Source organism: Ruegeria sp. CDSC002, assembly GCF_059610905.1.
In genome coordinates this window covers 21,944-44,126 of sequence record NZ_JBXWOM010000002.1, presented here as the reverse complement: position 1 = coordinate 44,126, position 22,183 = coordinate 21,944, and the positions used below count along the sequence as shown (strand labels likewise).

Below are 22,183 nucleotides of genomic sequence, written 5' to 3'. Positions count from 1 at the left end.
CATGCTTTGGGATGCTCTGACCCTGCAGCTGGGCTATAACGCCACGCTGGTCGCGATTGGTGCGACCTTGCTGGGTATATCCGCTGGTGTGACCGGCACGTTCCTGTTCCTGCGCAAACGCGCGCTGGTCAGCGACGCAATCAGCCACGCAACTCTGCCCGGCGTCTGCCTTGGGTTCATGGTTTTGGTCGCCCTTGGCGGCGATGGGCGCAACCTGATCGGTCTGCTGGCCGGATCGGCGGTGTCGGCTTGGGTCGGTTTGCTTTGCATGAACTGGCTGACACGCCACACACGACTGGCCGAGGATGCAGCCATTGGTGCCATCCTGTCGGTGTTCTTCGGTCTTGGCATCGTGCTGTTGACCGTGATCCAGACCATGGGCGTCGGTCGTCAGGCCGGGCTGGAAGGGTTCCTGCTTGGCTCGACCGCAGGGATGTTGTGGGCGGATGCGCTGGTCATCGCAATCGGTGGGGCAGCGACGCTGTTGCTGGTCATGATCATTCGCCGACCTATGACCATGGTCGCCTTCGACCCTGAATACGCTGCTGCCCGGGGCCTGCCGGTGCACCGGATTGATCTGGCGATGATGGGGCTGGTCATGGCGGTTACCGTGGTGGGCCTGAAAATTGTCGGGCTAATCCTGATTGTGGCGCTGCTGATCATCCCACCTGTCACGGCGCGGTTCTGGACGGACCGCTCGGACCGCGTGGTGCTGCTAGCTGGACTGGCCGGAGGGTTGGCGGGCTATCTGGGTGCTGCGATGTCGGCCTCGGCGCCCAACCTGCCAACTGGCCCAATTATTGTTCTGGTCAGCTTCGGCTTTTTTGCCCTGTCCCTGTTACTTGCGCCTGTTCGGGGTGTTCTGGCAGCGGTTCTGCGGCAACTGCGGTTCCAGCGTCGGGTTCACATTCGGCAGGGTCTGCTGGCACTGGCGCAAGGGCAAAAGATCTATGAGCCGTTGACCTTGCGCCTGTTGCGGCGTGCCGGTTTTGCGCGGGCAGATGGCGTGGCCACCGAAATCGGCAAAGCCCGGGCTGCCAAGGCGCTGCGGGATGAAAAGCGCTGGGAAATCGTCAGGGCCGATCAGATGCATGAGGCAACGGCAGCGCTGTACGACGGGTTGCGGGACATCGAAACCGTCCTGACCCAAGATCAGATCGCCGAGATCGACCGCCAGATCGGCGGCCCGCAGGAGGTTCTGGCATGAACGGTGAAGAATTCGTACCCCTGTCTTTGACACCCTTGCTGATCGGCACGTTTGCCGCCATCGCTTGCGCTTTGCCCGGGAACTTCCTGGTCCTGCGCAAACAGGCCCTGATCGGGGATGCGATCAGCCATGTGGTGCTGCCGGGTATTGTCGTGGCCTTTCTGCTAACCGGAACGATTTCAACCTGGCCAATGATGCTGGGCGCCGCGGGTGCGGCGGTGGTGGCCGTGGTTCTGATCGAAGCCGTCAGGCGGCTGGGGCAGATCGAGGCGGGTGCCGCGATGGGGGTGGTTTTCACCACGATGTTTGCAGCTGGTGTGCTGCTGCTCGAACAAACCGATACCTCGACTGTGCACTTGGATGTTGAACATGCGCTTTATGGCAATCTGGAAAGCCTGATCTGGTTGGACGCTGTGGGCTGGTCTTCGGTGTTGGATCCCGTGGCGCTGGCGGGGCTGCCGCCGGAATTGCCTCGGATTGCGCTGACTTTGCTGGGGGTATCCGTCTTTGTATGGCTGTTCTGGCGGCCGCTGAAGATTTCCACCTTTGACGAAGGGTTCGCGCGCACCATTGGTGTCCGGACCGGAGTTCTGGGCATGGCCCTTGTGATCACGGCAGCGATTGCCGCCGTGGCGGCGTTTGACGCCGTGGGTTCGATCATTGTGATTGCCATGTTTATTTGCCCCCCGGCGGCGGCGCGCATGATGACCAACCGGCTGGAAACCCAAATCGCGTGGAGCATCATCTTTGCCATCCTGTCGGCTGTCTCCGGGTATGTGCTGGCTGGATATGGTCCGCTCTGGCTAGGGGCGGCGGACGCGGTCAGTGCAGCGGGCATGATCGCAACGATGTCTGGTCTGATCCTTGCGTTTGCGGCTTTGTGGGGGCCGTGCCGGACCCGGGCGGGTGCACCCGGAACCGCTTGACCCGGCATTTTCCCGCCGCTGGGTCCTGCGTGGTATCGGCCAAACTTCGCCACCCGACTTGAGGCCCAGAGAGTCTTCGCATCGTGAAACCGTATTCGTGGTATGAATTGACCCATTGATTATTGGATGACCACCACTCACTCCGGATCGTTCGAGCAATCGCGCCCAGACTGGCCGCAAGTCTAGGCTGGCAAGGTGCGATTGTTCGAACGCCCCCTCCTCACACTAAATGCAAGCCAAAGCGGTGGCAGAATCGTGCGCGAATGTGCTAGTTCTGGTGGTATGGCGCAGGCACACCCCAATATCAGCGAAAATCGACCGGTCATCCGGCAACTTGACGACGCAGCAATCAACCGTATTGCGGCAGGCGAGGTTGTTGAACGTCCGGCTTCTGCAGTCAAGGAATTGGTGGAAAATGCCATCGACGCAGGCGCAACCCGCGTCGCGATCGACATTGCCGATGGGGGTAAGACGCTGATTCGCGTCACCGATGATGGCTGTGGGATTGCTGCTGAGGATCTGCCATTGGCCTTGTCGCGCCATGCGACTTCGAAAATCGACGGGTCTGATCTGCTGAATATCCACACCTTCGGGTTTCGGGGTGAGGCGCTGCCATCGCTCGGCGCCGTCGGGCGCCTGACCATTACCAGCCGGGTGCCGGGGGGCGAGGCGGCTTCGGTCCATGTGGCGGGTGGTCGGATCGAGGCGGTGAAACCTGCCGCCTTACGTGCTGGCACAGTGGTCGAACTGCGCGATCTCTTTTTCGCAACGCCTGCGCGATTGAAATTTATGCGCACCGACCGGGCCGAAGCCCAGGCAATCTCCGACACCGTCAAAAGGCTGGCCATGGCCGAGCCTGCGGTGACTTTCACTTTGCGTGACGTCTCTGGCGGTGGAGAAGGGCGCGTGACCTTCCGCGCTGACCGCGAAAATGGTGATCTGTTCGACGCACTGCATGCCCGGCTGGCCCGCGTTATAGGGCGCGAGTTTGCTGAAAATGCCCTGCAGATCGATGCCACGCGCGAGGGGATCCGGTTGTACGGTTACGCCGCCTTGCCAACCTATTCGCGCGGTGCGGCGGTGGCGCAGTATCTGTTCGTCAATGGTCGTCCTGTGCGCGACAAGATGCTGACGGGCGCGCTGCGGGCGGCCTATTTCGATTTCCTCAGCCGGGATCGTCATCCGGCAGCAGCATTGTTTATCGATTGCGATCCGACATTGGTCGACGTGAATGTGCATCCGGCAAAGTCCGAGGTCCGGTTCCGCGATCCGGGCGTCGCGCGCGGGTTGATCGTCTCGGCCCTGAGGCACACGCTGGCCGAGGCCGGGCACAGGGCCTCCTCCACAGTGGCCAATGCGACACTGGGCGCGATGCGTCCTGAACCCGCACAGCCTACGCCTGCGCGCGTTTATCAGATGGACCGACCTTCGCCATCTGCACGGCAGGCGGCGTATCAAGCGCAGGCGCCGGGGTTCGCCGAGCTGTCACAAGATTACAGCGGCAACGTGGTCGAGCCGGGCCCTGTGCCAACCGCCGAGGCTCCGGTTGAAGACCTGCCTTTGGGCGCGGCACGTGGGCAGGTACATGAAAACTACATCATCGCCCAAACCGCAGACGGCATGGTGATCGTCGATCAACATGCGGCACATGAGCGGCTGGTTTATGAAAAGCTCAAAAAACAGATGGCCGAGAGTGGGGTTGCTGCGCAGGCGCTTTTGATCCCGGAAATTGTTGAACTGTCCGACAGCGATTGCGCGCGCTTGATGCAGGTGGCTGATGATTTGACGAACCTGGGGCTGACCATTGAACCTTTCGGCGGCGGTGCCATCGCGGTGCGTGAAACTCCTGCCATTCTGGGAGAGGTGGACGCGCGGGCGATGATCCTCGATATCCTCGACGAACTGGCCGATCAGGGCGAAAGCCAGACCGTGCAGGCGCGGATTGAGGCGATTCTCAGCCGGGTGGCCTGTCATGGGTCGGTCCGGTCGGGTCGCCGTATGCGGGCCGAAGAAATGAACGCCCTTCTACGGGAAATGGAGGCCACGCCCCATTCCGGTCAGTGCAACCACGGGCGGCCGACTTATGTGGAATTGAAGCTGAGCGATATCGAGCGATTGTTCGGCCGCAGTTGATCCATTGGCTTGGTTGGGCTATGGAGAATAAAACAAGAACACCCGAGGCGACATGATCGAGATTGCAGGAACCCAATATGCGTTGAACGACCCCGTGATCCTGACCGTGGGCGGGGTTGTTACGCTGATCCTGCTGTTGCTGTTTTTGTCGCTGCGCGCAGCCAACCGGTCGGCCCGGATGGCGGAACCTCTGTCCCGCCAGATGGCGCATCTTGGCCAGCATGTGCAGCAATTGGGGCAGGGGCAGGAACAATTGCGCGGCGGATTGCAGCATGTTTCGGACACGCAGGCCAATGCGCAGGTGCAGGTGATCCAAACGGTTGAAACCCGTCTGTCCTCGGTCCAGCAGCAGATGAATGACCGGCTGGCGGATAACGCGATGAAATCGGCGCGTGCTTTGGCCGAGATGCAGGAGCGGATGAAGGAATCCCTGCATGGATCATCCAAACAAACCGCGACATCGCTAACGCAGTTGCAGGAACGTTTAGCCGCCATCGACAAGGCGCAGGACAATATCACAAAACTGTCGGGCGACGTGCTGTCTTTGCAGGATATCCTGTCGAACAAGCAAACGCGTGGTGCTTTCGGAGAGATTCAGCTGAATGATATCGTCTCTAAGGCGCTGCCTTCGGATAGTTTCCAGCTGCAGGCAACCCTGTCGAATGGACGGCGCGCAGATTGCCTGATCAACCTCCCGAACCCTCCAGGACCGATTGTCATCGACAGCAAGTTCCCGTTGGAGGCCTATGAGGCGCTGATCGGTTCGACCAATGACATGGAGTTGAAGGCGGCGGTTCAGATGTTCCGCAGCACGGTGCGCAAGCACATTACAGATATTTCCGAGAAGTACATTCTGGACGGTGAAACGGCAGATGGAGCACTGATGTTCCTGCCGTCCGAGGCGGTCTATGCCGAACTTCATGCCAAATTTCCTGAACTGGTGCAGGAGAGTTTCACCAAACGCGTGTGGATCGTCTCGCCCACCACCTGCATGGCGACACTTAACACGATGCGTGCGATCCTCAAAGACGCGCGGATGCGTGAACAAGCTGGGGCGATCCGCAAAGAACTGGGTTTGCTGCACAAGGATGTTGAGCGTTTGGGTGATCGGGTCGGCAATCTGGACCGCCATTTCGGGCAGGCGGCCAAGGATATCTCGGAAATCAAGATCAGCGCGGAAAAGGCTGGCCGCCGGGCTCAGCGGTTGGATAACTTCGATTTCGAGGAACTGGCACCTGACGATCAGACCAACGTTGTGCCTCTGGGCCAGTCCGAAGGCTAGGCATTACTGGATTGACAGATCCAGATTGTAGCCGACCGTCTTGTCCGTATCGCGGTCATTGCCCATCAGGTAGACCCGGATCGTGTAGTCGCCATCCTCAGGCAATTCGATGCGCGCGGTATTCCCGCCGATCGAGCCGTTGTAGATCGCGAAACCATCACTGTCCGGCGGCAGGATGTTGAAGTAGATCACGCCATAGCCATTTGTGTCGCTTACCTTCAGGTCGGCGAACATCTCTTGCCCGGCTTTTGCACCCAACTTGTAGTCGAAGTACTCGTTTCCAGTGACGGTACCATTGACCATTGTCCCGAAATTGCCCGGTTCGAACTTCACGTCAGCGACCAACTGGGCAGAAGCGACAGATGAAAAACCCATAAGGGCAAGAATAAAGAACATAGTCCGGATCATTTCAAATGCCTCCACCAATCTGCTTGCAGGGCAGGATACCATTTGAGTGCTGATTGCGTCAGATCTTCAGGAACGGTTGGAACAGACGCGGCATCAGCTTGTTGAATTTCAGCGGCGCGTCAGTGACAGCCAGGCAGATGCAATCCTCGGTGATGTCGGCTGTCGGCGTATGGTGCAGGTCTTCATCTGCAATCTCCACATCGCCACGGGCAAAACGGTCGACCTCATCCGAAAACGCGCCCTGCAGAACCATTGTCAGCTCCACGCCATAATGGCTGTGGTCGGGAACTGCGGTGCCCGCCGGAATGAATAGCAACCGAGCTGTTGCTTCGCCGCTCGTCGGCAGGATCGCCTGCTTGACCCCCATGCCGATTGGTCGCCAGCGGATGTCGTTCACATCGCCGCCAACGTAATCCTGCAACGGGCTTGGCAAAACCGAGCAGCCGGCTCGCCTAGGTTTGGCAATCGGCGCACCGTTTGCGATCAAAGCCATCGTTTCCGCAAGTGCCTTGTCGTTCATCGCAACGGTCTCGTCCTGTTCTTCCAGGACATATCCGCCAACGGCGTCAAAGCTTTCGGCCTGAGCACGACATTGATTGCACATGGAAAGATGTGTCGCGACCATCAGGTCGAAAGCCTCGGGCAGAGTGCCTGCGGCGTAAGCCATCAGCAGGTCGTCTGTCAGGTGATGTTTGATTTTATTGCTCATATCCGTCATCTCAATTCATCGCATGGCGCAAGCGGTCCAGCGCCAGCCGTATCCGGGATTTGATCGTTCCCAGTGGCAATCCAGTCTGAGAAGCGATTTCTCGATGGCTCAGATCGCCAAAATAGGCTTTCTCGATCAGTTGTCTTTGCGCCTCTGGCAGCGCGGTCATCGCGTTGCGCAGCTGCGCGGTTTCCTGTTGCAGCACGAGTATGTCGTCCTGCTCCGGTTCAGCCTCGGGTCCCCATCCCAGTTCTTCGGGCTCGGGGCGGCGTTGTTTGCGCAGGACGTCGATTCGCTTGTTCCGGGCGATCGTGAACACCCATGTGGCCACGGTTGCCCGCGTGGGGTCGAACAAATGTGACTTGTGCCACAGCGTGACCATGACCTCTTGTGCGCACTCTTCGGCCATGGCCGCATCTGAGCCCGATTTGATCAGGAACGCCTTGATCCGCGGCGCGAAGTGCTGAAACAACTCAGCAAACGCTGCCTGATCCTGTGCGTCCCTTATGCGTCTGACGTGGTCCACCCACTCAGCTCGTTTGTCACAACTGTCTTGCGCTCGGTTCACCGGTTTTCCCTTGATGCGTTTCTTTGCGCGCCACGGTTTCTGTGAAGGCCTGCTGGCCACCGGTTCATCCAAGGTCGCGGTATCGATCTCGGTAAACATAACAACATTACGCGGTAAGCCCCAAGCTGGATCACATTGTGATGCGATTTTAATCCGAACCGGACCAAGTTTCGTATGATAAGTATCTATATGTCGAAGAAAACAGCGCCGTTTGAACGGCTTGCAGGCGAATTGGAACACTGACGAGAATGAACAGGATCGACCATATTTCAGGCCATACTTACCACGGTCGAAAAGGCGGGATCGAGAATGCGTTCCGGTATTCCATCGACTACATCCTGTTGGACCCCGAAGCCCGGCCTGACACACCGCTTTTGTTTTCGATGAACCGCGTAAATGCGATGTATTGGCGAGATCGTGACCATGGCGGTGAACCCGGCAAAGGGAAGGGTGCGGTGTGGTTGCGAGCCAAATTCAACGAAATGGGTGTGACGCAACCTGCAAGACTTGAGTTGCTGACGCAGCCACGGGTGCTGGGGCATGTCTTCAATCCGGTCAGCTTCTGGTTCTGTTTCGATGCCGATGAACAACTATATGCGGTGGTAGCAGAGGTTACGAACACTTACGGCACGCGCCACAGCTATCTGTGCAACAATCCCGGGTTTGCCCCGATCCAGCCGACTGATCGCATCGTTGCGGACAAGCTGATGCATGTCTCACCGTTTCAAAAGATCGAAGGGACGTATGAGTTCCGGTTCGACCATCGCCCCGAGCGTATCGGCGTCTGGATTGACTATGGTCGAAAAGCGGGTGGATTGATTGCCACCCTGACCGGACCGCGTGCACCGCTGTCCAACCGGGCGATCGTGTGGTCGTTGCTGCGGCGCCCCTTCGGTGCGCGGCGTGCGTTTTTCCTGATTATCTGGCAGGCGATCAAACTTAAGATCAAAAAGGCCCGGTTTGTCCCGTTCCGAACCGCCCCTGTGCCCGATCGGCCGATATCTCGCAGTCGCAAGCCTTAGCGCTTAGGTCTTTGCTTAAGATCAAAGACTCAGCCCCCTCCTCATGGTTGTGGTATTATTGAAACCGCGAACACGAGGAGCTGGGTCATGATGGAAATTTCGCCAAGGAAAATCGCTCAGGTTGCGATGATGGGGCGCGAGCTGGGTCGCGCCGAGGGCGAATTGCGCGCCTTCATCGACCGGATGAGCGAGGACGAACAGGCCGAACTGGTGGCTGTCATGTGGGTCGGGCGCGAAAGCTTTTTCGCCGAAGATCTGCCTGAGGCCATCGCAACCGCCAAGTCCGAGGCTTCGACCCCTTGCGCGGACTACCTGATTGGTACGCCGCACTTGTCGGATCACCTTGAAAATGGCTTGGATGCACTGGGCATCTCGGCTGAGGACGTGGAAAACGACCTGATGTAAGTGCAGCGGCTATTTGCAACCGGTGCAGCCTGCAAATTGCAAACCATTCGCCGAATAGCCGGTTTTTGGATAACATGATCAGGAAACCCGAAAGCCCGCATTCAGGCTGGGGTGCTTTTAGACGGAGCGTGATCCATGTGGCGCGTCTTGCAAATGCTTGCGGTACTCGCGCTTTGCGTGGGCTTCGAGCCTCGCCCGGCTCAAGCCTGCGGCGTCTGCGTTGAGCTTCCGGAGTATTCTCTGGCGGACCGGATTCTTTCGGCGCGTGTGATCGTGCTGGCGGCACCATCGCCAGACAACCCTTTCAGGTTCACCCCCGTTTCGGTTTTGAAAGGCACGCCGGAACAGGTTGAGGCTTTGCCCGAAATACCTTTCCTGGTCGACAGTGTCATGCGATCCGCCTTTCGTGCGAATCCGGACAGAACGGTTTTGATGGTCTACGGGACGGGGTATCAGGACAAGGCCGGCCGCAGCCTGCCCAGCGGTTGGACCAAGGGGTTCTTGATGACACCGGATCGGGCCCATTTCCTTGAAACACTGCGTGCCGAAGGGCAGGGCTGGGCCAGTGGCGCGCCGGATCGCGCGGCGCAGGTTGCCTTTTTTAGTGCCTATCTCACACATGAAGATCGCCTGTTGCGCAACACGGCGCTGATCGAAATCCATCGCGCGCCCTTTTGGCTTTTGACCCACCTGACCGATGCCGTGCCAACCGCACAATTATTGCAGGATCTTCGCAATCCCAATCGTTTAGCCTACGCACCGGCACTTATCCGATTGTTGGGTCTTCAGTCGGATCCAAAGGCCAAAGAACGTGTAAGGCTTGGCTATCAAAGCGCGCTTCGCAGTGGGGGTCTCAACCTGTACGACTGGGGTTTGGCGGGTATCGCAGTGGATGGGGAACAGGCAATACTTGAAATCGAAAAGTCGCTGGAACGGTCTGGACGCACGGCTGACGAAAAGCGATTCCTGATCCGCAGTCTGGCCGATGGCGGAACGACCTATCCCAAGTTGCGACCCCGGATCTTGGATGTGTTTAGGCATCAGTTGGACAAAGACAGCACTGTTGCGATTTGGATTGCCCTGGCCGTACGACCTTGGGGCACCAACGCACTGAACCCCAACTTCGAAGCTATTATGGCTCAAAATAATCTGGACCCGGCGACACTGTTTCTCATGCGAGCGGCAATCGAAGCTGACGAACCGGGCTAACGTCGCGGTGACGCTCCTCATAGTTCCAAATCGCATTAGGGAACAGATGGGGCAGCGCTTTCGCCAAGCAAATGCATCCCAACAGCATCAGCGCAATCGATTTCAGAAAAATATCGCGCTCGATCAAAATCGTCTTGTATCTGGTCGACATGCAAGGATATACCCGCCAGCGGAGACGTGGCCGAGTGGTCGAAGGCGCTCCCCTGCTAAGGGAGTAGGCCCGGAAGGGTCTCGAGGGTTCGAATCCCTTCGTCTCCGCCATTACACTCTGAATCGGACGTAATCGCGAACTCATTTGTTACCGATATTGCGCGACGTTTTTGTCCGACTCGTGCGATTCCGGTTAGACTTTCATCTCTAATCGCGCATCTTGGAAACGGTTTAGAACGCTCGGTATATCTCCGTCAGACAGTGCGCACAGGGCTGTTGAAAGCCCATCGGCGAGCGCTGCGGAGTTTGCAGATACCGACAAAATCCGGCGCGCTGGTGTTTGACCGGTGGGGTTGAGGATGTGACCGTGAGCGTCCGTCAGCATCAGGTTACCGGAATCAGAGGTCGCAACAGCTCGGTCGCGCAGAGAGATACGCTTAGTGATCTGACTTTCGGGGCCTGCCAAACCGACTTGCCAATCGCGCCCATCGTGGCGTTGTCCGAGCGCTGCGATTTCCCCCATGTCGACCAAAACGTCTTGCAGCCCCTGTGATCTGAGCAGGGCAGCGATGCGATCTGTGATTGCCCCTTGCGCTACTCCATTCAGAGTCAGCGCCGACTGCCCTGGGTAGGGCAGGCGGACGCCATCGTTATTAACCGTGACCTTATCCCACCCGATGGATTTGCGGGCGGTTGTGGCGTCGTCACCGTTGATCAGAGCAGCCCAGAGAGGCTGGATTGTCGGGTCAAAAGCGCCCCCTGAATTCTGGTGCAAAACTGTGCACAGGCTGAACAGGCTCAAGAGCTCGGGCGCTGGTTGCATAAGAAACCCATCGCGGTTCAGGCGCGAAAGTTGGGATTTCGAGCGATACAGGCTGAAGATATCTTCCAGCCGTGTGATTTCGGCTTCGACGGCGGCAAAAACGGGGCGGGCTTGGGTATCTGTCAGCCCGACCAACTGCATGCTGGCGGGTGCGCCCAATGCAGAACCGCGCCACCGGGCGGTTGTAACCGGGGCTGCGATTGCAGGACAGGCCGCGCTTGCGGCCGAGATGGTCAGAAACCGGCGGCGGGACAGAAAGGTCATGCGGGTGTCTCCAGTAGTAAGCCCAGGTCGACCGGGCCTAGCACCTCGGTATCAGGAATCTCGGACAAGGGCAGAGCGGCACCGCCATACTGGTCGATGAAGGATGCGGCATCGGCTGGGTTGGAAAATGGCACCACCTCACGCGCACCCATGCCGCCTGCCACGTTGGAGCCGACAACAAATGTCGCGCCGTCGGCGTCGATCCAATTCGAGATGCCAGGCTGACGCCAGTTGAGTGCAACGCTCATATCGCTGACATAGACGGCGGTGATATCAGCGTCCCGTTCGGGGCTTTTGAGATAGGCTACCATGTCCCGCACCTGCGCAAAAAACAGCGGCGTGGGGTATCCTTCCAGGTGGATCTGCCCTTTGGGGCCACCATGCTCGGCGATATTCATTTGGCAGAAGAAGCTCAGGGCATCGGGAGTCAGATCAACCGGGTCGGGAGCAACGGCGACCTCCTCTTTGCAAGCCGCCAAGGCAATCAGCGCAATCAGCACAAGACGTTTCATGGCTCAACCCTCCGGAAGGCGGCGCGGGCGAGGGCAAAGCCCAGTATCGGCCAGATCAGCAGCGAGGCGGGCGCGGCCCAGACGGGCAGAGCTTGGGCCGCACCGGTCATGCCGGACGCCATTGCGACGCCTTCGGTCGCGGAAATGTTCCACAGCCGAAATGCGTCGGCCGGGTTGGCCACCATCACCCATGGAAAGACGGATTGGGTGAATGTGCCGCCCTCATCCATGACCACGGCTCCCAACAAGCCCAGATCATAGAGGACGACAAAGACCAGCCAAAGCCCGGCCGACAGACCTGCCGCCGCCGTAGCGCCCCTTGCCAGAGCAGACAGCAGGTACCCCAGTGCCAGAAAAACGGCGCCCAGCAAGATGGAGGTAAGGATTAGACGCGCCAGAGCCATCAGGCTTTCTTGGCCCGCGCCACTGAACCACGCTGCCACTGCGCCTGCGGTGCCGAAACCGATGGTCATGGCAAAGGCCAATGCCGCCAGATGGGCGGTGAATTTGCCCAGCAGAATTTCTCCGCGTCCGGCGGGGTAGGATAGCAGCAACGACAGACTGCCCCGGTCCACGTCGCCTGCGATGGCGTCGAAAGCGATCATCAGCGCCAGCAGCGGCGCAAGATAGACCGAAAGCGTGGTCATCGAAGCGACCGAGACCGTCAGCATATCGACGCCCAGCGTGCCGGTCGGCGCGCTGCCTGCAAAGGTCAGGGCCAAGGCGAACAGGACCATTATCAGCGTGGCCATCAACAGCCAGCGGTTGCGGCGCAGGATCAACATTTCGGTGCGGGTGATGGCGAGGAAGCGGGTCATTGCATCTCCTCCTGTGCGTAATGGCGGTAGAGGTCTTCAAGTTTGGGCGGGGTCATTTCCACATCCGCCACGGCGTCGCCCAGTCCGGCGATGCGGCGCAGGGCCTCCATCTTGTCTTCGGGTGAGCAGAGCAACTCAACGGATGCGCCATTTATCCGGTTGCCGCCCAGCTCGGCAGCCAGGGCGTCAGGGTTGGCACTGGCACGTACCTTCAGGCGGATCGGCAGACCGGCCAGCGCCGACAGGTTGGTCAGCGTGTCGTCAGCTACCATCCGACCTTTGCGCATGATGGCAATGCGGTCGGTGCGGGCCTCGACCTCGGTCAACGCATGAGATGCAATCAGGACGGCTGTGCCCTGCGCGGCCAGCTCATCAATGATGGCATAGAGATCCTGCCGCGAGATTGGGTCCAGCCCGCTGGTCGGCTCGTCCAGCAGCGCCACTTTCGGCTGCCCCAGCAGCACCTGCGCCAGACCCAGACGTTGCCGCATCCCTTTGGAATAGGTTCCGATCCGGTGGTCCAGCGCATCGCTCAGGCCGACACGCTCCAGCAGGCCGGGCACATCGGCTTTGGTTCCGGAGAGCTGCGCAAACAGGGTCAACTGTTCTCGCCCCGTCAAAGCGGGATGAAACGAAACCGCCTCGGGCAGATAGGCCGTCTCGCGCCGCGCCTGCGCGCTGCCGGGGGTGGCACTTCCGATCCGGATCGCTCCATCATGGATCGGCGTCAGGCCGAGGATGGATTTGATCAGGGTCGACTTGCCCGCGCCGTTATGGCCCAGCAGCGCCACGCGCTGACCAGGGGCAAGAGACAGGGTGATATCGTCAAGAACACGGGTTTTCCCTCGGTCCTTGCAGACATGGTCGATAGATAGGGCCTTATCCGTCATGAGGCACCTTTTTCATTGCTGGGGGTTCAGGGGCTTGCATCAGTGGGTTGCTGTCCATCACACCGCCCGGCAACAGCGCCGGGAAGGCCGATTGGGACCAGCGCACCAGTTGCACGGCGGGGGAGCCGAGCAAAAGTTTGGCCGCGGGTTGGGTCCACAGCACATGGTCCATACTGTCATTGGGGCGATAAGGGGCGTCGGCGATGCCGTCGCCGTCCACGTCATAGGCGGCAAAATCGGACCAGTAATTGCCGCGTTCTTCTTCGGACCACTCGACCCATTTGGTCGAGACATATTTCACCTGCGTCCGGTTCCCGATGAATGCGTTGCCAACGATGCGGTTGCGTTCGCTGCCAGCGGTAAAGTGGATGCCGATACCGCATCCCTCGAACCAGTTGTCGGTGAATTCGTTCTTGTTGGAGTTATAAAGGAAGGTGCATTTTTCCTTGGCACCGATCACGACATTGCCGGTGATCTCGCTCTTGTTGGCGTAGTTCAACATCACGCCATGTTCACGGTCACCGATTGAGACGTTGTCGGTGACTTTCACATTGGTCGTGAACATCACCGCATAACCCAGATCGTTGCCGATCGAGACATTGTCACTGACAACTGAGTCGTCGGCATACATGTAATGCACCGCAAAACGCAGATCGCGGAACAGGTTGCCGGTGAAGGTGTTCTTTTTCGACGAGTTCACAAAGATCCCGTCGCGGCCATAGCGGATGTCGTTGCTATCCACCACGGAACCGGGCGCGTTCCAGACATAGACTCCGTTTCCACGGTCGTTCATTCGCTGGTCTTGGCGACCTTCAATGCGGTTACCACGAACGATGCTGTCCTTGGCACCATGAATGTCGACGCCATAAAGATTGCCCAGCAGCACGTTACCCTCGACCACCGGCGCCTTAGCCGTTTTGGTCAGCTGGATGCCACTGTCGATCCCGTCATGGCTTGAACCGGAACCGATCACTGCCAGACCCCGCACGGTTACGCCGGGCCCGGTCACGGTGATGACACTGCCTTCACCTTGTCCGTCGATGGTGGCCTGTCCCAGCCCGTCGATGGTGACGGGCCGGTCCAGCACAAGTGTTTCGGTGTAGACACCGGGGCTCAGGCGGAGGGTGTCTCCATCCGCCGCCTGCGCCAGTGTTTCATTGATGGCCCCCGCCCGGTTGGGCACATCCCAGTTCGCCGCCCAAAGGGGCGAGCCGAGCAGGAGCGGTATGAGCAGGGGCAAACGCATGGGTTATGCGCCCTGCGGCTCGACCAGCATCCGGCCGCGCATTTCCATGTGCAGCGCGTGGCAGAACCACTGGCAATAGAACCAGTGCACGCCCGGACGGTCAGCGGTGAAGGTGACCGAAGCGGTCGCCATCGGCGCAACTTCCATCGCGATGCCGTAGTTGCCAAGACAGAAGCCGTGGGTCACATCGTCCACGTCATCCAGGTTGGTGATGTAGACTGTTACCTCATCACCCTGTTTGACGGTGAACTTCTCAAGGCTGAAGGTTGGGGCCTGCGAGGTCATATAGACCCGCACCTTGTTGCCGTCCCGGATCGGTTCCTCGGCACCATCTTCCAGATCGATGCCATCGGCCTCAGCCTGTTTGCGGGCGTCCTCCCAGGTGATGTCGTTACGGTCCCAGACGTTGACCGGGTTGACGATGTCAGCGCGCACCATGATCGAGTCATGCGGCTCGGCAAAGGTCGGTCCATCGTGAACCACCTTCATCTCGTTGGTTGAGATATCGATCAGCTGCTCGTTCTCAGGCTTAAGTGGACCCGTGTTCAAGAACCTGTCTTTCGAGAACTTGTTCATCGAAATCAGCCACTTGCCATCAGCCTCCTTGGTTTCACCCATGGTGGTCGAATTATGGCCCGGCTGATAATGCACATCGACCTTCGAGATGATCGGATCTACATCGGCGCCGCCGTAAGCCTCGATTGCCTTGTCGAGGTTCCACTTCACGATCTGACTGTCCAGGAATAGCGTGGTGAACGCGTTGCCCTGGCCGTCATAAGCAGTGTGAAGCGGGCCAAGACCCAGCTGCGGCTCACCCACGATGCAGGACCGTGGATCGGCATCACTTTCGAACAGGGCGTCCAGTTTGGTGACATCCATGATCGATACGGTCGGCGACAGTTTACCGTTGATGCAGACATGCTTGCCGTCAGGCGCAGTGTTGATGCCGTGCGGTGAGTTCGGGATCGGGATGTAACGGGTGTATTTCTTGTTCTGACCCTTACGGCCGTCCAGAACCTTGACGCCTTTCAGCTCCTGATAGTCACCTGCTTCGATACCTGCTTCGATTTCGGCGAGGTTGAAGACAACAACATGGTCCATCTCGTTCTCGGTCATCTCGGCCAGGTTCATACCCATTTCCGAGTTGTACGAGGTCGAATAGGCGTACTTACCCTGATAGTCGCAGTCGGTGTTGTCGAGGTTACCCGACACGATCACCTGCCATGCCACTTCCATAGTGTCGCCGTCCAGCGCGGTGAAGATGTTCACGTATTGCGACGGATCGTCCAGCACAGTGCCGTCATTGACCAATGGAGTTTCATCTTCGCCATTGGCAAAGACATAACCAGTGCGCGGGAATTTCTGCGGACGCAGACCATGGATCGCCTTGGCGTTCGGGATTTCGGTGATCTTGTCGCATTTCATCACGTCGCAGCGTACGCGAGCAACGCGCGTGTTGGCCTTGTCGTTCATGAACAGGTAACGGCCATCGTAGGTGCCGTCGGTGAACGACATATGCGGGTGGTGCAGGTCACCGTTATCGTAGGTTTTCATGCCGCGCTTGGCGAGGAATTCCTTGGTTTCCGGCAGCAGGCCATCGGTCATGATCTTCAGCGATTCATTGGTCTGACCCCAACCGGTGGCCGAACAACGGTTGAACACCGGCACCCGCATCAGCTCGCGCATGGACGGGAAGCCCAGAATGCGCAGCTCACCGGTCTGACCCGAAGACCAGAAGCCGTAGTATTCGTCCAACTCACCAGGTTCGAGATTGGCGTTGGCCGCGGCGCTGGCCTGTTTTGCGGTCATCAGGGTTGATCCCAGACCGGTTCCGGCCAGCACGGCGCCAGTGGCGGTCGCCCCCAGCATACCGCGGCGTGTGACGGTTAGTTTGTTGTCATGTTCCGACATGATCGTTCCTCCTTTTAGGAAACGGTTTTCGGTTTGGCGTTTGGATGGTTCGCCGGTGGTTGTCCGAGTGGGGTCTTGAGATCGACCGACCCTGTCTTGGCCCGCCGTTTCAGTTGACGGATAACGACGGGACATTTGTCCTCGGACTGGTAGAGCACCTGACAATGCAGGCAGGTGACGCACTCGTTCGGATTGATCTCACCTGTGGGGTGGATCGCCTGAACGGGGCATTCATTGGCACAGGTCTGACAGGGGGTGCCGCAGTCCTTGTAACGGCGTAGCCAGTCGAACATGCGCATGCGGGCCGGGATCGCCAGTGCTCCGCCCAACGGGCAGAGATAGCGGCAGTAGAACCGCTCAACGAACAGGCCGATCCCCAACAGGGCCAGCGCAAAAACCACAAACGGCCAGTCGCGCATGAATTTCAGAATGATCGCGGTCTTGAAGGGCTCGATCTCGGCATACTTCTCGGCCAGCGGGATGGAGACAAAGCTGAGGCCGAAGAGACCCAGGAAGATCATGTATTTCGCAGGCCAGAGGCGTTCGTTCAGGCCCCAAGGCAGCGTCCATTGCGGGACGCGTAAGGCCCGCGCGATCTTGTTGGTCAGCTCCTGCAGTGCGCCGAATGGACACAGCCAGCCGCAGTAGGCACCACGGCCCCAGAATAGCAACGCGGCGGCGACGGCAAACCATTGGATGAAGACCAGTGGATCCAGCAGGAACGCATCCCATGAGAAGCCGGTTCGCAGGCTGCCTGCCAATGCCATCAGGTTCACCACGCTCAGCTGCGCATTGGCGTACCAGCCGATAAAGAACAGGGTCATGGTCAGATACCCGATGCGGAACCAGTAGAAGACCCGTGCATTCATCGTCGCGTGGAACTGGAAGAAGAAGGTTGCGGTCAGCACCAGCAGCATGACGCCAAGCACGGCGATCTCGACCGTGCGGTCCTTCCAGATGCGCTTCCAAAGTGCGGCTTTGGCCGCGGCTTCGCCCGTGGCATCGTCAACAACCGCCGGGGCGGTGACGGGCAGCAGGTATTGCTCGGGCAGCTTGTAGCCCAGATCGAAGGTCAGGAACGTCTTCTCAACCGCGCCCACGGCCCGTTGCACCAGCAATTGCAGGCGGAACGGCTCGGCGGGGTCAAACTCGGCCTCGGCAGGGATCTTGAAGATATCCAGTTCGGTGAAGCTGGGCGCATCCGGGGCCGCAACCTTGCCCAGACGCTCTTGCTGCTTGTCAAAGAACCGCACCGAATTGTCGCCCTGAATAAGCTGAATCCGGTCGAAAATTCCGCCGCGCACATAGCCTGAACCCTTGAAGCTGTAAGCCCCACGCCCCAGCACCAGAATGGCCTGTTCACCTTCGTCCAGCCACTCGGTCAGATTCTGATATTCGGCCTCGCCCAACAGGGACTTGCCGACCGATGGGACCGAGACCAGCGCCACATGCATGTCGATGAACGTGTCATTCGGCTCGCCCGGTTCCGGGCGTTTGATGGCGCGCTGATCGCCTGTGGCTGCAAAGGCGGCATTGACCTGACCGACATCCAAAGTCAGGCGCCGGACCGAGCCATCGCCGGACAGAGTGGTCCAGTCATAGACTGAGTTCTTAGCCATATCGATTTCGCGCTTGGGACCATCGGCCTGTAGCGGCGACAGACCACCCAGACCCAGCGCACGGGCTACCTTGATGCCGCCACGAACCAGGCTGTCATCAATCACCATGATCGTCACAGTCGCGCCCGAAATGATATCGAGGTCATGCCCCTCACCACCGGTCTCAGCTTCGACTTTTAGGTCCAGCCCGGCATAACCTTCGGTCAACTCGACCATGCGCGAATTGGGGATGCCAATCAGAACAATGGGTTCCGAGTGTTTGACTAGTTTCACTCCGGCCAGAACTGCGTCGTCGTCGATGGCGGCGACCACGTGGATGGGCTTGCCGGAATAGCCGGTGGTGCCGACGAAATCCGAGGTCAGAAAAGCCCATGCGATGGTCTCGCCGCCCTTTAGAACCGGAGCAACGGGCACGTCATCGCGCACGGGACCAAAGGCATCGGCTTCAGGGGCCAACTCAGAAGGGGTGATGTCAGGCAGGAAGCTGGCGAGGCTGTCAGCATGGGCACTGATCGCCATCAGGCAGGACAGGGTAAGGGCCCGCAGGAATTGGATTGCGCGACTTACGGCCACAGCGCACCTCCGGATACTTGGATTGACGCTATGGACGCGCGCTGGGCGCGTTCGAGGTATTTCTTGGGCGCAGCCGGGGGGCCACGGGTTTCAGGCCACAATCGTTTCAAGCTGCAGACCTGAACCAGATCGCGGGGCGAAGAGTGTTCGGTGTGAATAGCGTTGTCCCGTGCCAGGAAAGGCCAGTTCGGCACCGGGGCAGCCGAGGTGACAGCACACAGGGCGCAATCGGCGCATTTGGGGCAGGGCGCGGTTGGGTCCAAGTCTTCCTCCTCAAGGTCTATCTGGACCCAGACCGCCCCTGCCTCCGAGCAGATTTCCACCCACATGCTTTGGCCGGGACTCGCCAGCGCCGGACCGATCATTTGCAACAACAGCATAAGGATACCCGCCAACGCACACGTCGCACGTAACGCGCGAACAGGGAGGCTGTGCAGAGGGCTAAGGGCGGGCATGGAGAATCCAACTCGGAAATCGTTCCTAAGTCGTAGGGGATTCTCGCTTGGTGATACTTGACTTCGGTTAGGCTGCAGGAAATTTCGCGTTATTCGTCCGCTTCATCCATCAGCCCGCGCAACCAACGCCCTGCCAACCACGCGGCGGGTACGCCCAGGGGAATTGACCACAGGATCGCGGCTACAGGCGTAATCACGCCAAACCCGGCGCTGTTGGCGATCAGCCCCGCTAGAAACAGGTTGATGGCCACGGTCAAAGCCGTGGCCGGATACAAAAGGATGGCCAGTTTCCAGACCGGCCAATTGCCCTCAGTGGCTGGTGCCTTCCGAGAAGGTGATTTTGTTCCAGACATTGTATTTCCCTGAAGGTTTGCGCATCGGCAGGCGGCGGACCTCTTCCAATGTTTGCGCGTCATAGACAATAACCGCGCCATCATCTTCCCAGATGGACACGAGTGCGTGGCTGCCATCTTTGGTGAATTCCACATGAGCCACGGTTTGACCGGGGGCCGGGCGCAGAGTCTTAACGATTTCAAGACTCTGCTTGTCGATCACATGCATAGCGTCCTTGTTGGGTCCAAAGAACACATCGGCCCAGACGTAAGGAGAATTCTCATGGCTGCGCATGAAAAACCCCGGCCCTTCGGTTTTGATCTGCTTAACAGTTTTCCAGGTCTCCATATCGATCACGGAAACGGTGCCATCGGTCAGGTGCGGCGTTGCCATCACGGTCGTATCGCCATACCTCCACGTGATCCCCGAGCCCAGGTGCGGCATCCCCGGCAGATCCAGATCGGCGACCTTCTGACCGATGACCAGATCAATCACCTGACCGCCCTCGCCGCCGCGGGATGCGCCCATGACGTATTCATAGCTCTGGTCGAAAAAGAAATCATCCAGATAGTCCGGCGTGGTGATCTTGCGCACCGGGAAAGGGTCAGGGTTTTTGAATTGTCCTTCGATGCGGAAATCATGACCGATACCAAATTGAGGAGGATTGGCCCCGTAGAAGACCTCCCAGATCTCGGGCACATCCTTGAGGGCCAGAACAAAGCTCTCGCGTGGGGGGGCCTGATAGACCGCCGAAACGCGGCTGGGCTTGCCCTTCTTGCTTTTGATGTCGATGACCTTGACCACGGACAGGTCTTCGGTCGACAGCAAGGTCAGGCTGTTGGGCAGGTAGTTTGCCACTGCCACCCATTTGCCATCGCCCGACATGGCGATGTTGCGACTGTTTAGGCCAGCGCGCACGCGGCCAACCTGTTCCAAGGCCCAGATGTCATACTTCTGGACCCAGCCATCACGTGACATGATGAACACATATCGCCCGTCTGGGCTGAATTTTGGACCGCCATGAACGGCAAAGGGTGTCTCGAACCGGTCCAAAACCTCGAAAGTGTCGCCGTCCAGCACGCTGACATGATGGTCCCCTGTCTCAACAGCCAGAGTAATGTTCATCGGGTCGCTGTCCCAGATGGGTGCTTCAACTGCGACGTAATTCTCGTCCAGAATTCGGCTGGCCATTATGTCGGCCTCACCCCACTCGGGATCGCTTTCCAGCGGTGATTTCAACCAACCCGCCAGTTCTTCAATCTGCAAAGCGTCGAGCTCGTGCGAGAAGGCAGGCATTTGGGTTGCGGTCCGCCCTTCGGCGATAACTGCGGCAACGCGAGGACCGCGCATCCGCTTCAGCGTTTCAGGGATAAGCGCCGGACCCACGCCGCCTAAGCGGTTTTCGCCGTGGCAGGACGCACAAAATTCAGCGTAATCCGAAGGAGCGTCAGCCCATGCGGTTCCGATCAACAACAGCGAGCAGAGAGTGCCGAGTTTGAGTGTCTTAGAAGAACTGATGCGCCGGATCATGGCGTTTCCCCCGGAACGGCGTGACCTGCAGGCGTTCGCCCGCGTCATCCACGCCGATTTCTTGGTTTGACAGATAGCATGCCGGATCTTCCGCCCACGGGTCGCCGGTCACCTGCAAAGCTCGGATACGGGTGTTGCCACCACAGACATCCTTGAGCTGACAGGCACCGCAGCGCCCTTTCAGGGGGCGGGGACGTGTACGCAGCATGGCCAGCATTTGATCATCGCTGGTCCAAAGTTCTGAGAACGACCGGGTCTTCACGTTGCCGACCGTGTAGTCCGACCAGTAGGTGTCGGGGTGTACGCGGCCCAGATTGTCGATATTGGCCACGCCCAGGCCGCTGGAGTTGCCACCCCACGCCGCCAGATGTTCGCGTACATGAGCTGTTTTTTCAGCATCGAAACGCGCGCGGACCCAGTTCAGGAAATACCCCGCGTCAGCGTCATTATTACCGGTCACGATATCCAGAGGATGATCACCTGAGGCAGCCTCCCATGCGCGCTCCAACAGCAGGTCCAGCCCGTTCCGTGTGCGCAGATGTTCAGCATCTTCGCCTCGGTTCTTGTCTCCACGACCGGCATAGACCAGATGGGACAGGTAGAATTTGTCGACACCCTCGTCATCGCACAGCTGCAGCAGATCGGGCAGGTGGTGTTGCGTGCCCTCGGTCAGGCAAAACCGAAGACCCACTTTGATGCCGCGCTTCTTACATTCGCGAACACCGCGCAGGGCGTCGGCAAAGGCGCCTTCGACCCCTCGGAACCAGTCATTTGTGGCCCCGATACCGTCCAGCGAGATTCCCACATAGTTGAACCCCACATCGGCAATCATATCGGCGGTTTCGTCATAGATCCGCGTGCCGTTGGTCGACAATGCCAGCATCGGCACCAGATCGCGGGCCCGTTTGGCGATGTCAAAGAAATCGAACCGGTCCAGTGGTTCTCCACCCGAGAGGATCAGGGCCGGGACGCGAAATTGGCCCAGATCCTCAAGGGTTACCATGGCTTGCTCATGGCTGAGCTCACCCGGGAAGGCCACATCCGCCGAAACAGTATAGCAATGGCGGCATTTCAAATTGCAGCGCCGCGTCAGGTTCCAGATCACCACCGGCTTCACCGGGCCGGGCCGGCGTTTACGCACTGTTGTCGGTTTGACGAGTTGGTGCATGTATTCGGTCAGGCGGAACATG

The 22,183-nt window shown here is 59.0% G+C and carries 21 protein-coding genes and 1 tRNA gene; 8 read left to right on the top strand and 14 right to left on the bottom strand.

Annotation, left to right across the window (positions count from 1 at the left end; genetic code table 11):
* Position 1: 1 nt before the first annotated feature.
* From AC2FJE_RS04275 to AC2FJE_RS04260, 4 genes are all read left to right on the top strand, one after another.
* Positions 2–1,207 (top strand): metal ABC transporter permease, encoded by a 1,206-nt coding sequence (locus AC2FJE_RS04275; RefSeq protein ID WP_496755333.1) that lies wholly within the window; start codon positions 2–4, stop codon positions 1,205–1,207.
* Positions 1,204–2,133, top strand: coding sequence for a metal ABC transporter permease (locus AC2FJE_RS04270; RefSeq protein WP_496755332.1), 930 nt, complete (start codon positions 1,204–1,206; stop codon positions 2,131–2,133). The genes AC2FJE_RS04275 and AC2FJE_RS04270 overlap by 4 nt, the downstream gene beginning before the upstream one ends.
* A gap of 282 nt (positions 2,134–2,415) precedes the next feature.
* On the top strand, positions 2,416–4,266 hold the full coding sequence (gene mutL, locus AC2FJE_RS04265; RefSeq protein ID WP_496755530.1) for a DNA mismatch repair endonuclease MutL: 1,851 nt from the start codon (positions 2,416–2,418) through the stop codon (positions 4,264–4,266).
* A gap of 52 nt (positions 4,267–4,318) precedes the next feature.
* Positions 4,319–5,548 carry a DNA recombination protein RmuC gene (locus AC2FJE_RS04260; protein ID WP_282119539.1) on the top strand — a complete coding sequence of 410 codons (1,230 nt, stop codon included), beginning with the start codon at positions 4,319–4,321 and terminating at the stop codon, positions 5,546–5,548.
* Positions 5,549–5,551: 3 nt separating this feature from the next.
* Here AC2FJE_RS04260 and AC2FJE_RS04255 read toward each other — a convergent pair whose 3' ends face one another.
* The 3 genes from AC2FJE_RS04255 to AC2FJE_RS04245 are packed head-to-tail and all read right to left on the bottom strand — an operon-like array spanning position 5,552 to position 7,332.
* Entirely contained in the window at positions 5,552–5,956 is a 405-nt protein-coding gene (locus tag AC2FJE_RS04255) for a hypothetical protein (protein ID WP_282170230.1), read from the bottom strand.
* Between the two features lie 58 nt (positions 5,957–6,014).
* A complete protein-coding gene (locus AC2FJE_RS04250) occupies positions 6,015–6,665 on the bottom strand; it encodes a ChrR family anti-sigma-E factor (protein ID WP_282170231.1) in 651 nt (216 codons plus the stop codon).
* Positions 6,666–6,675: 10 nt separating this feature from the next.
* The gene (locus AC2FJE_RS04245; protein ID WP_282119536.1) at positions 6,676–7,332 is read right to left on the bottom strand and encodes a sigma-70 family RNA polymerase sigma factor; all 657 of its coding nucleotides are present in this window, start codon (positions 7,330–7,332) and stop codon (positions 6,676–6,678) included.
* A gap of 149 nt (positions 7,333–7,481) precedes the next feature.
* Between AC2FJE_RS04245 and AC2FJE_RS04240 the strand changes: the two genes are divergently transcribed.
* The 4 genes from AC2FJE_RS04240 to AC2FJE_RS04225 all read left to right on the top strand — a co-directional run bounded on the left by AC2FJE_RS04240 (position 7,482) and on the right by AC2FJE_RS04225 (position 10,130).
* Positions 7,482–8,255, top strand: coding sequence for a DUF1365 domain-containing protein (locus AC2FJE_RS04240; protein ID WP_282170233.1), 774 nt, complete (start codon positions 7,482–7,484; stop codon positions 8,253–8,255).
* 87 nt (positions 8,256–8,342) lie between these two features.
* Positions 8,343–8,660 carry a DUF3775 domain-containing protein gene (locus AC2FJE_RS04235; RefSeq protein ID WP_058275224.1) on the top strand — a complete coding sequence of 106 codons (318 nt, stop codon included), beginning with the start codon at positions 8,343–8,345 and terminating at the stop codon, positions 8,658–8,660.
* A 135-nt stretch (positions 8,661–8,795) separates the two neighbouring features.
* A complete protein-coding gene (locus AC2FJE_RS04230; protein ID WP_496705673.1) occupies positions 8,796–9,869 on the top strand; it encodes a hypothetical protein in 1,074 nt (357 codons plus the stop codon).
* A gap of 171 nt (positions 9,870–10,040) precedes the next feature.
* Positions 10,041–10,130: transfer RNA gene (locus AC2FJE_RS04225), tRNA-Ser, on the top strand.
* Positions 10,131–10,212: 82 nt separating this feature from the next.
* On the opposite strand, the gene AC2FJE_RS04220 is transcribed toward AC2FJE_RS04225, so the two are convergent.
* From AC2FJE_RS04220 to nirJ, 11 genes are all read right to left on the bottom strand, one after another.
* A complete protein-coding gene (locus tag AC2FJE_RS04220) occupies positions 10,213–11,106 on the bottom strand; it encodes an FAD:protein FMN transferase (protein WP_496760669.1) in 894 nt (297 codons plus the stop codon).
* Complete coding sequence (locus tag AC2FJE_RS04215) at positions 11,103–11,618, bottom strand: nitrous oxide reductase accessory protein NosL (RefSeq protein WP_282170236.1); 516 nt, start codon at positions 11,616–11,618, stop codon at positions 11,103–11,105. Before AC2FJE_RS04215 ends, AC2FJE_RS04220 begins: the two co-directional genes overlap by 4 nt.
* Positions 11,615–12,436, bottom strand: coding sequence for an ABC transporter permease (locus AC2FJE_RS04210; RefSeq protein ID WP_496755326.1), 822 nt, complete (start codon positions 12,434–12,436; stop codon positions 11,615–11,617). Before AC2FJE_RS04210 ends, AC2FJE_RS04215 begins: the two co-directional genes overlap by 4 nt.
* Positions 12,433–13,326: an ABC transporter ATP-binding protein gene (locus AC2FJE_RS04205; protein ID WP_496755325.1), complete on the bottom strand. Its 894-nt coding sequence runs from the start codon at positions 13,324–13,326 to the stop codon at positions 12,433–12,435. The genes AC2FJE_RS04210 and AC2FJE_RS04205 overlap by 4 nt, the downstream gene beginning before the upstream one ends.
* Positions 13,316–14,572 carry a nitrous oxide reductase family maturation protein NosD gene (locus tag AC2FJE_RS04200; protein ID WP_496760668.1) on the bottom strand — a complete coding sequence of 419 codons (1,257 nt, stop codon included), beginning with the start codon at positions 14,570–14,572 and terminating at the stop codon, positions 13,316–13,318. The genes AC2FJE_RS04205 and AC2FJE_RS04200 overlap by 11 nt, the downstream gene beginning before the upstream one ends.
* A 3-nt stretch (positions 14,573–14,575) precedes the next feature.
* Complete coding sequence (gene nosZ, locus AC2FJE_RS04195; RefSeq protein WP_281972625.1) at positions 14,576–16,483, bottom strand: TAT-dependent nitrous-oxide reductase; 1,908 nt, start codon at positions 16,481–16,483, stop codon at positions 14,576–14,578.
* Positions 16,484–16,497: 14 nt separating this feature from the next.
* Positions 16,498–18,621 carry a 4Fe-4S binding protein gene (locus AC2FJE_RS04190; RefSeq protein ID WP_496760767.1) on the bottom strand — a complete coding sequence of 708 codons (2,124 nt, stop codon included), beginning with the start codon at positions 18,619–18,621 and terminating at the stop codon, positions 16,498–16,500.
* A 44-nt stretch (positions 18,622–18,665) separates the two neighbouring features.
* Positions 18,666–19,130, bottom strand: coding sequence for a hypothetical protein (locus AC2FJE_RS04185; protein ID WP_496755322.1), 465 nt, complete (start codon positions 19,128–19,130; stop codon positions 18,666–18,668).
* A gap of 89 nt (positions 19,131–19,219) precedes the next feature.
* The gene (locus AC2FJE_RS04180) at positions 19,220–19,483 is read right to left on the bottom strand and encodes a hypothetical protein (RefSeq protein ID WP_058274926.1); all 264 of its coding nucleotides are present in this window, start codon (positions 19,481–19,483) and stop codon (positions 19,220–19,222) included.
* Positions 19,440–20,993: a nitrite reductase gene (locus tag AC2FJE_RS04175; RefSeq protein ID WP_282121463.1), complete on the bottom strand. Its 1,554-nt coding sequence runs from the start codon at positions 20,991–20,993 to the stop codon at positions 19,440–19,442. The genes AC2FJE_RS04180 and AC2FJE_RS04175 overlap by 44 nt, the downstream gene beginning before the upstream one ends.
* The gene (gene nirJ, locus AC2FJE_RS04170; protein WP_496755321.1) at positions 20,968–22,182 is read right to left on the bottom strand and encodes a heme d1 biosynthesis radical SAM protein NirJ; all 1,215 of its coding nucleotides are present in this window, start codon (positions 22,180–22,182) and stop codon (positions 20,968–20,970) included. Before nirJ ends, AC2FJE_RS04175 begins: the two co-directional genes overlap by 26 nt.
* Position 22,183 lies beyond the last annotated feature (1 nt).

Excerpts from the sequence above, each read along its gene's own strand:
- AC2FJE_RS04275 (WP_496755333.1), top strand. The coding sequence starts at position 2 with ATGCTTTGGGATGCTCTGACCCTGCAGCTGGGCTATAACGCCACGCTG.
- AC2FJE_RS04270 (WP_496755332.1), top strand. The coding sequence starts at position 1,204 with ATGAACGGTGAAGAATTCGTACCCCTGTCTTTGACACCCTTGCTGATC.
- mutL (WP_496755530.1), top strand. The coding sequence starts at position 2,416 with ATGGCGCAGGCACACCCCAATATCAGCGAAAATCGACCGGTCATCCGG.
- AC2FJE_RS04260 (WP_282119539.1), top strand. The coding sequence starts at position 4,319 with ATGATCGAGATTGCAGGAACCCAATATGCGTTGAACGACCCCGTGATC.
- AC2FJE_RS04255 (WP_282170230.1), bottom strand. The coding sequence starts at position 5,956 with ATGATCCGGACTATGTTCTTTATTCTTGCCCTTATGGGTTTTTCATCT.
- AC2FJE_RS04250 (WP_282170231.1), bottom strand. The coding sequence starts at position 6,665 with ATGAGCAATAAAATCAAACATCACCTGACAGACGACCTGCTGATGGCT.
- AC2FJE_RS04245 (WP_282119536.1), bottom strand. The coding sequence starts at position 7,332 with ATGTTTACCGAGATCGATACCGCGACCTTGGATGAACCGGTGGCCAGC.
- AC2FJE_RS04240 (WP_282170233.1), top strand. The coding sequence starts at position 7,482 with ATGAACAGGATCGACCATATTTCAGGCCATACTTACCACGGTCGAAAA.
- AC2FJE_RS04235 (WP_058275224.1), top strand. The coding sequence starts at position 8,343 with ATGATGGAAATTTCGCCAAGGAAAATCGCTCAGGTTGCGATGATGGGG.
- AC2FJE_RS04230 (WP_496705673.1), top strand. The coding sequence starts at position 8,796 with ATGTGGCGCGTCTTGCAAATGCTTGCGGTACTCGCGCTTTGCGTGGGC.
- AC2FJE_RS04220 (WP_496760669.1), bottom strand. The coding sequence starts at position 11,106 with ATGACCTTTCTGTCCCGCCGCCGGTTTCTGACCATCTCGGCCGCAAGC.
- AC2FJE_RS04215 (WP_282170236.1), bottom strand. The coding sequence starts at position 11,618 with ATGAAACGTCTTGTGCTGATTGCGCTGATTGCCTTGGCGGCTTGCAAA.
- AC2FJE_RS04210 (WP_496755326.1), bottom strand. The coding sequence starts at position 12,436 with ATGACCCGCTTCCTCGCCATCACCCGCACCGAAATGTTGATCCTGCGC.
- AC2FJE_RS04205 (WP_496755325.1), bottom strand. The coding sequence starts at position 13,326 with ATGACGGATAAGGCCCTATCTATCGACCATGTCTGCAAGGACCGAGGG.
- AC2FJE_RS04200 (WP_496760668.1), bottom strand. The coding sequence starts at position 14,572 with ATGCGTTTGCCCCTGCTCATACCGCTCCTGCTCGGCTCGCCCCTTTGG.
- nosZ (WP_281972625.1), bottom strand. The coding sequence starts at position 16,483 with ATGTCGGAACATGACAACAAACTAACCGTCACACGCCGCGGTATGCTG.
- AC2FJE_RS04190 (WP_496760767.1), bottom strand. The coding sequence starts at position 18,621 with ATGGCGATCAGTGCCCATGCTGACAGCCTCGCCAGCTTCCTGCCTGAC.
- AC2FJE_RS04185 (WP_496755322.1), bottom strand. The coding sequence starts at position 19,130 with ATGCCCGCCCTTAGCCCTCTGCACAGCCTCCCTGTTCGCGCGTTACGT.
- AC2FJE_RS04180 (WP_058274926.1), bottom strand. The coding sequence starts at position 19,483 with ATGTCTGGAACAAAATCACCTTCTCGGAAGGCACCAGCCACTGAGGGC.
- AC2FJE_RS04175 (WP_282121463.1), bottom strand. The coding sequence starts at position 20,993 with ATGATCCGGCGCATCAGTTCTTCTAAGACACTCAAACTCGGCACTCTC.
- nirJ (WP_496755321.1), bottom strand. The coding sequence starts at position 22,182 with ATGTTCCGCCTGACCGAATACATGCACCAACTCGTCAAACCGACAACA.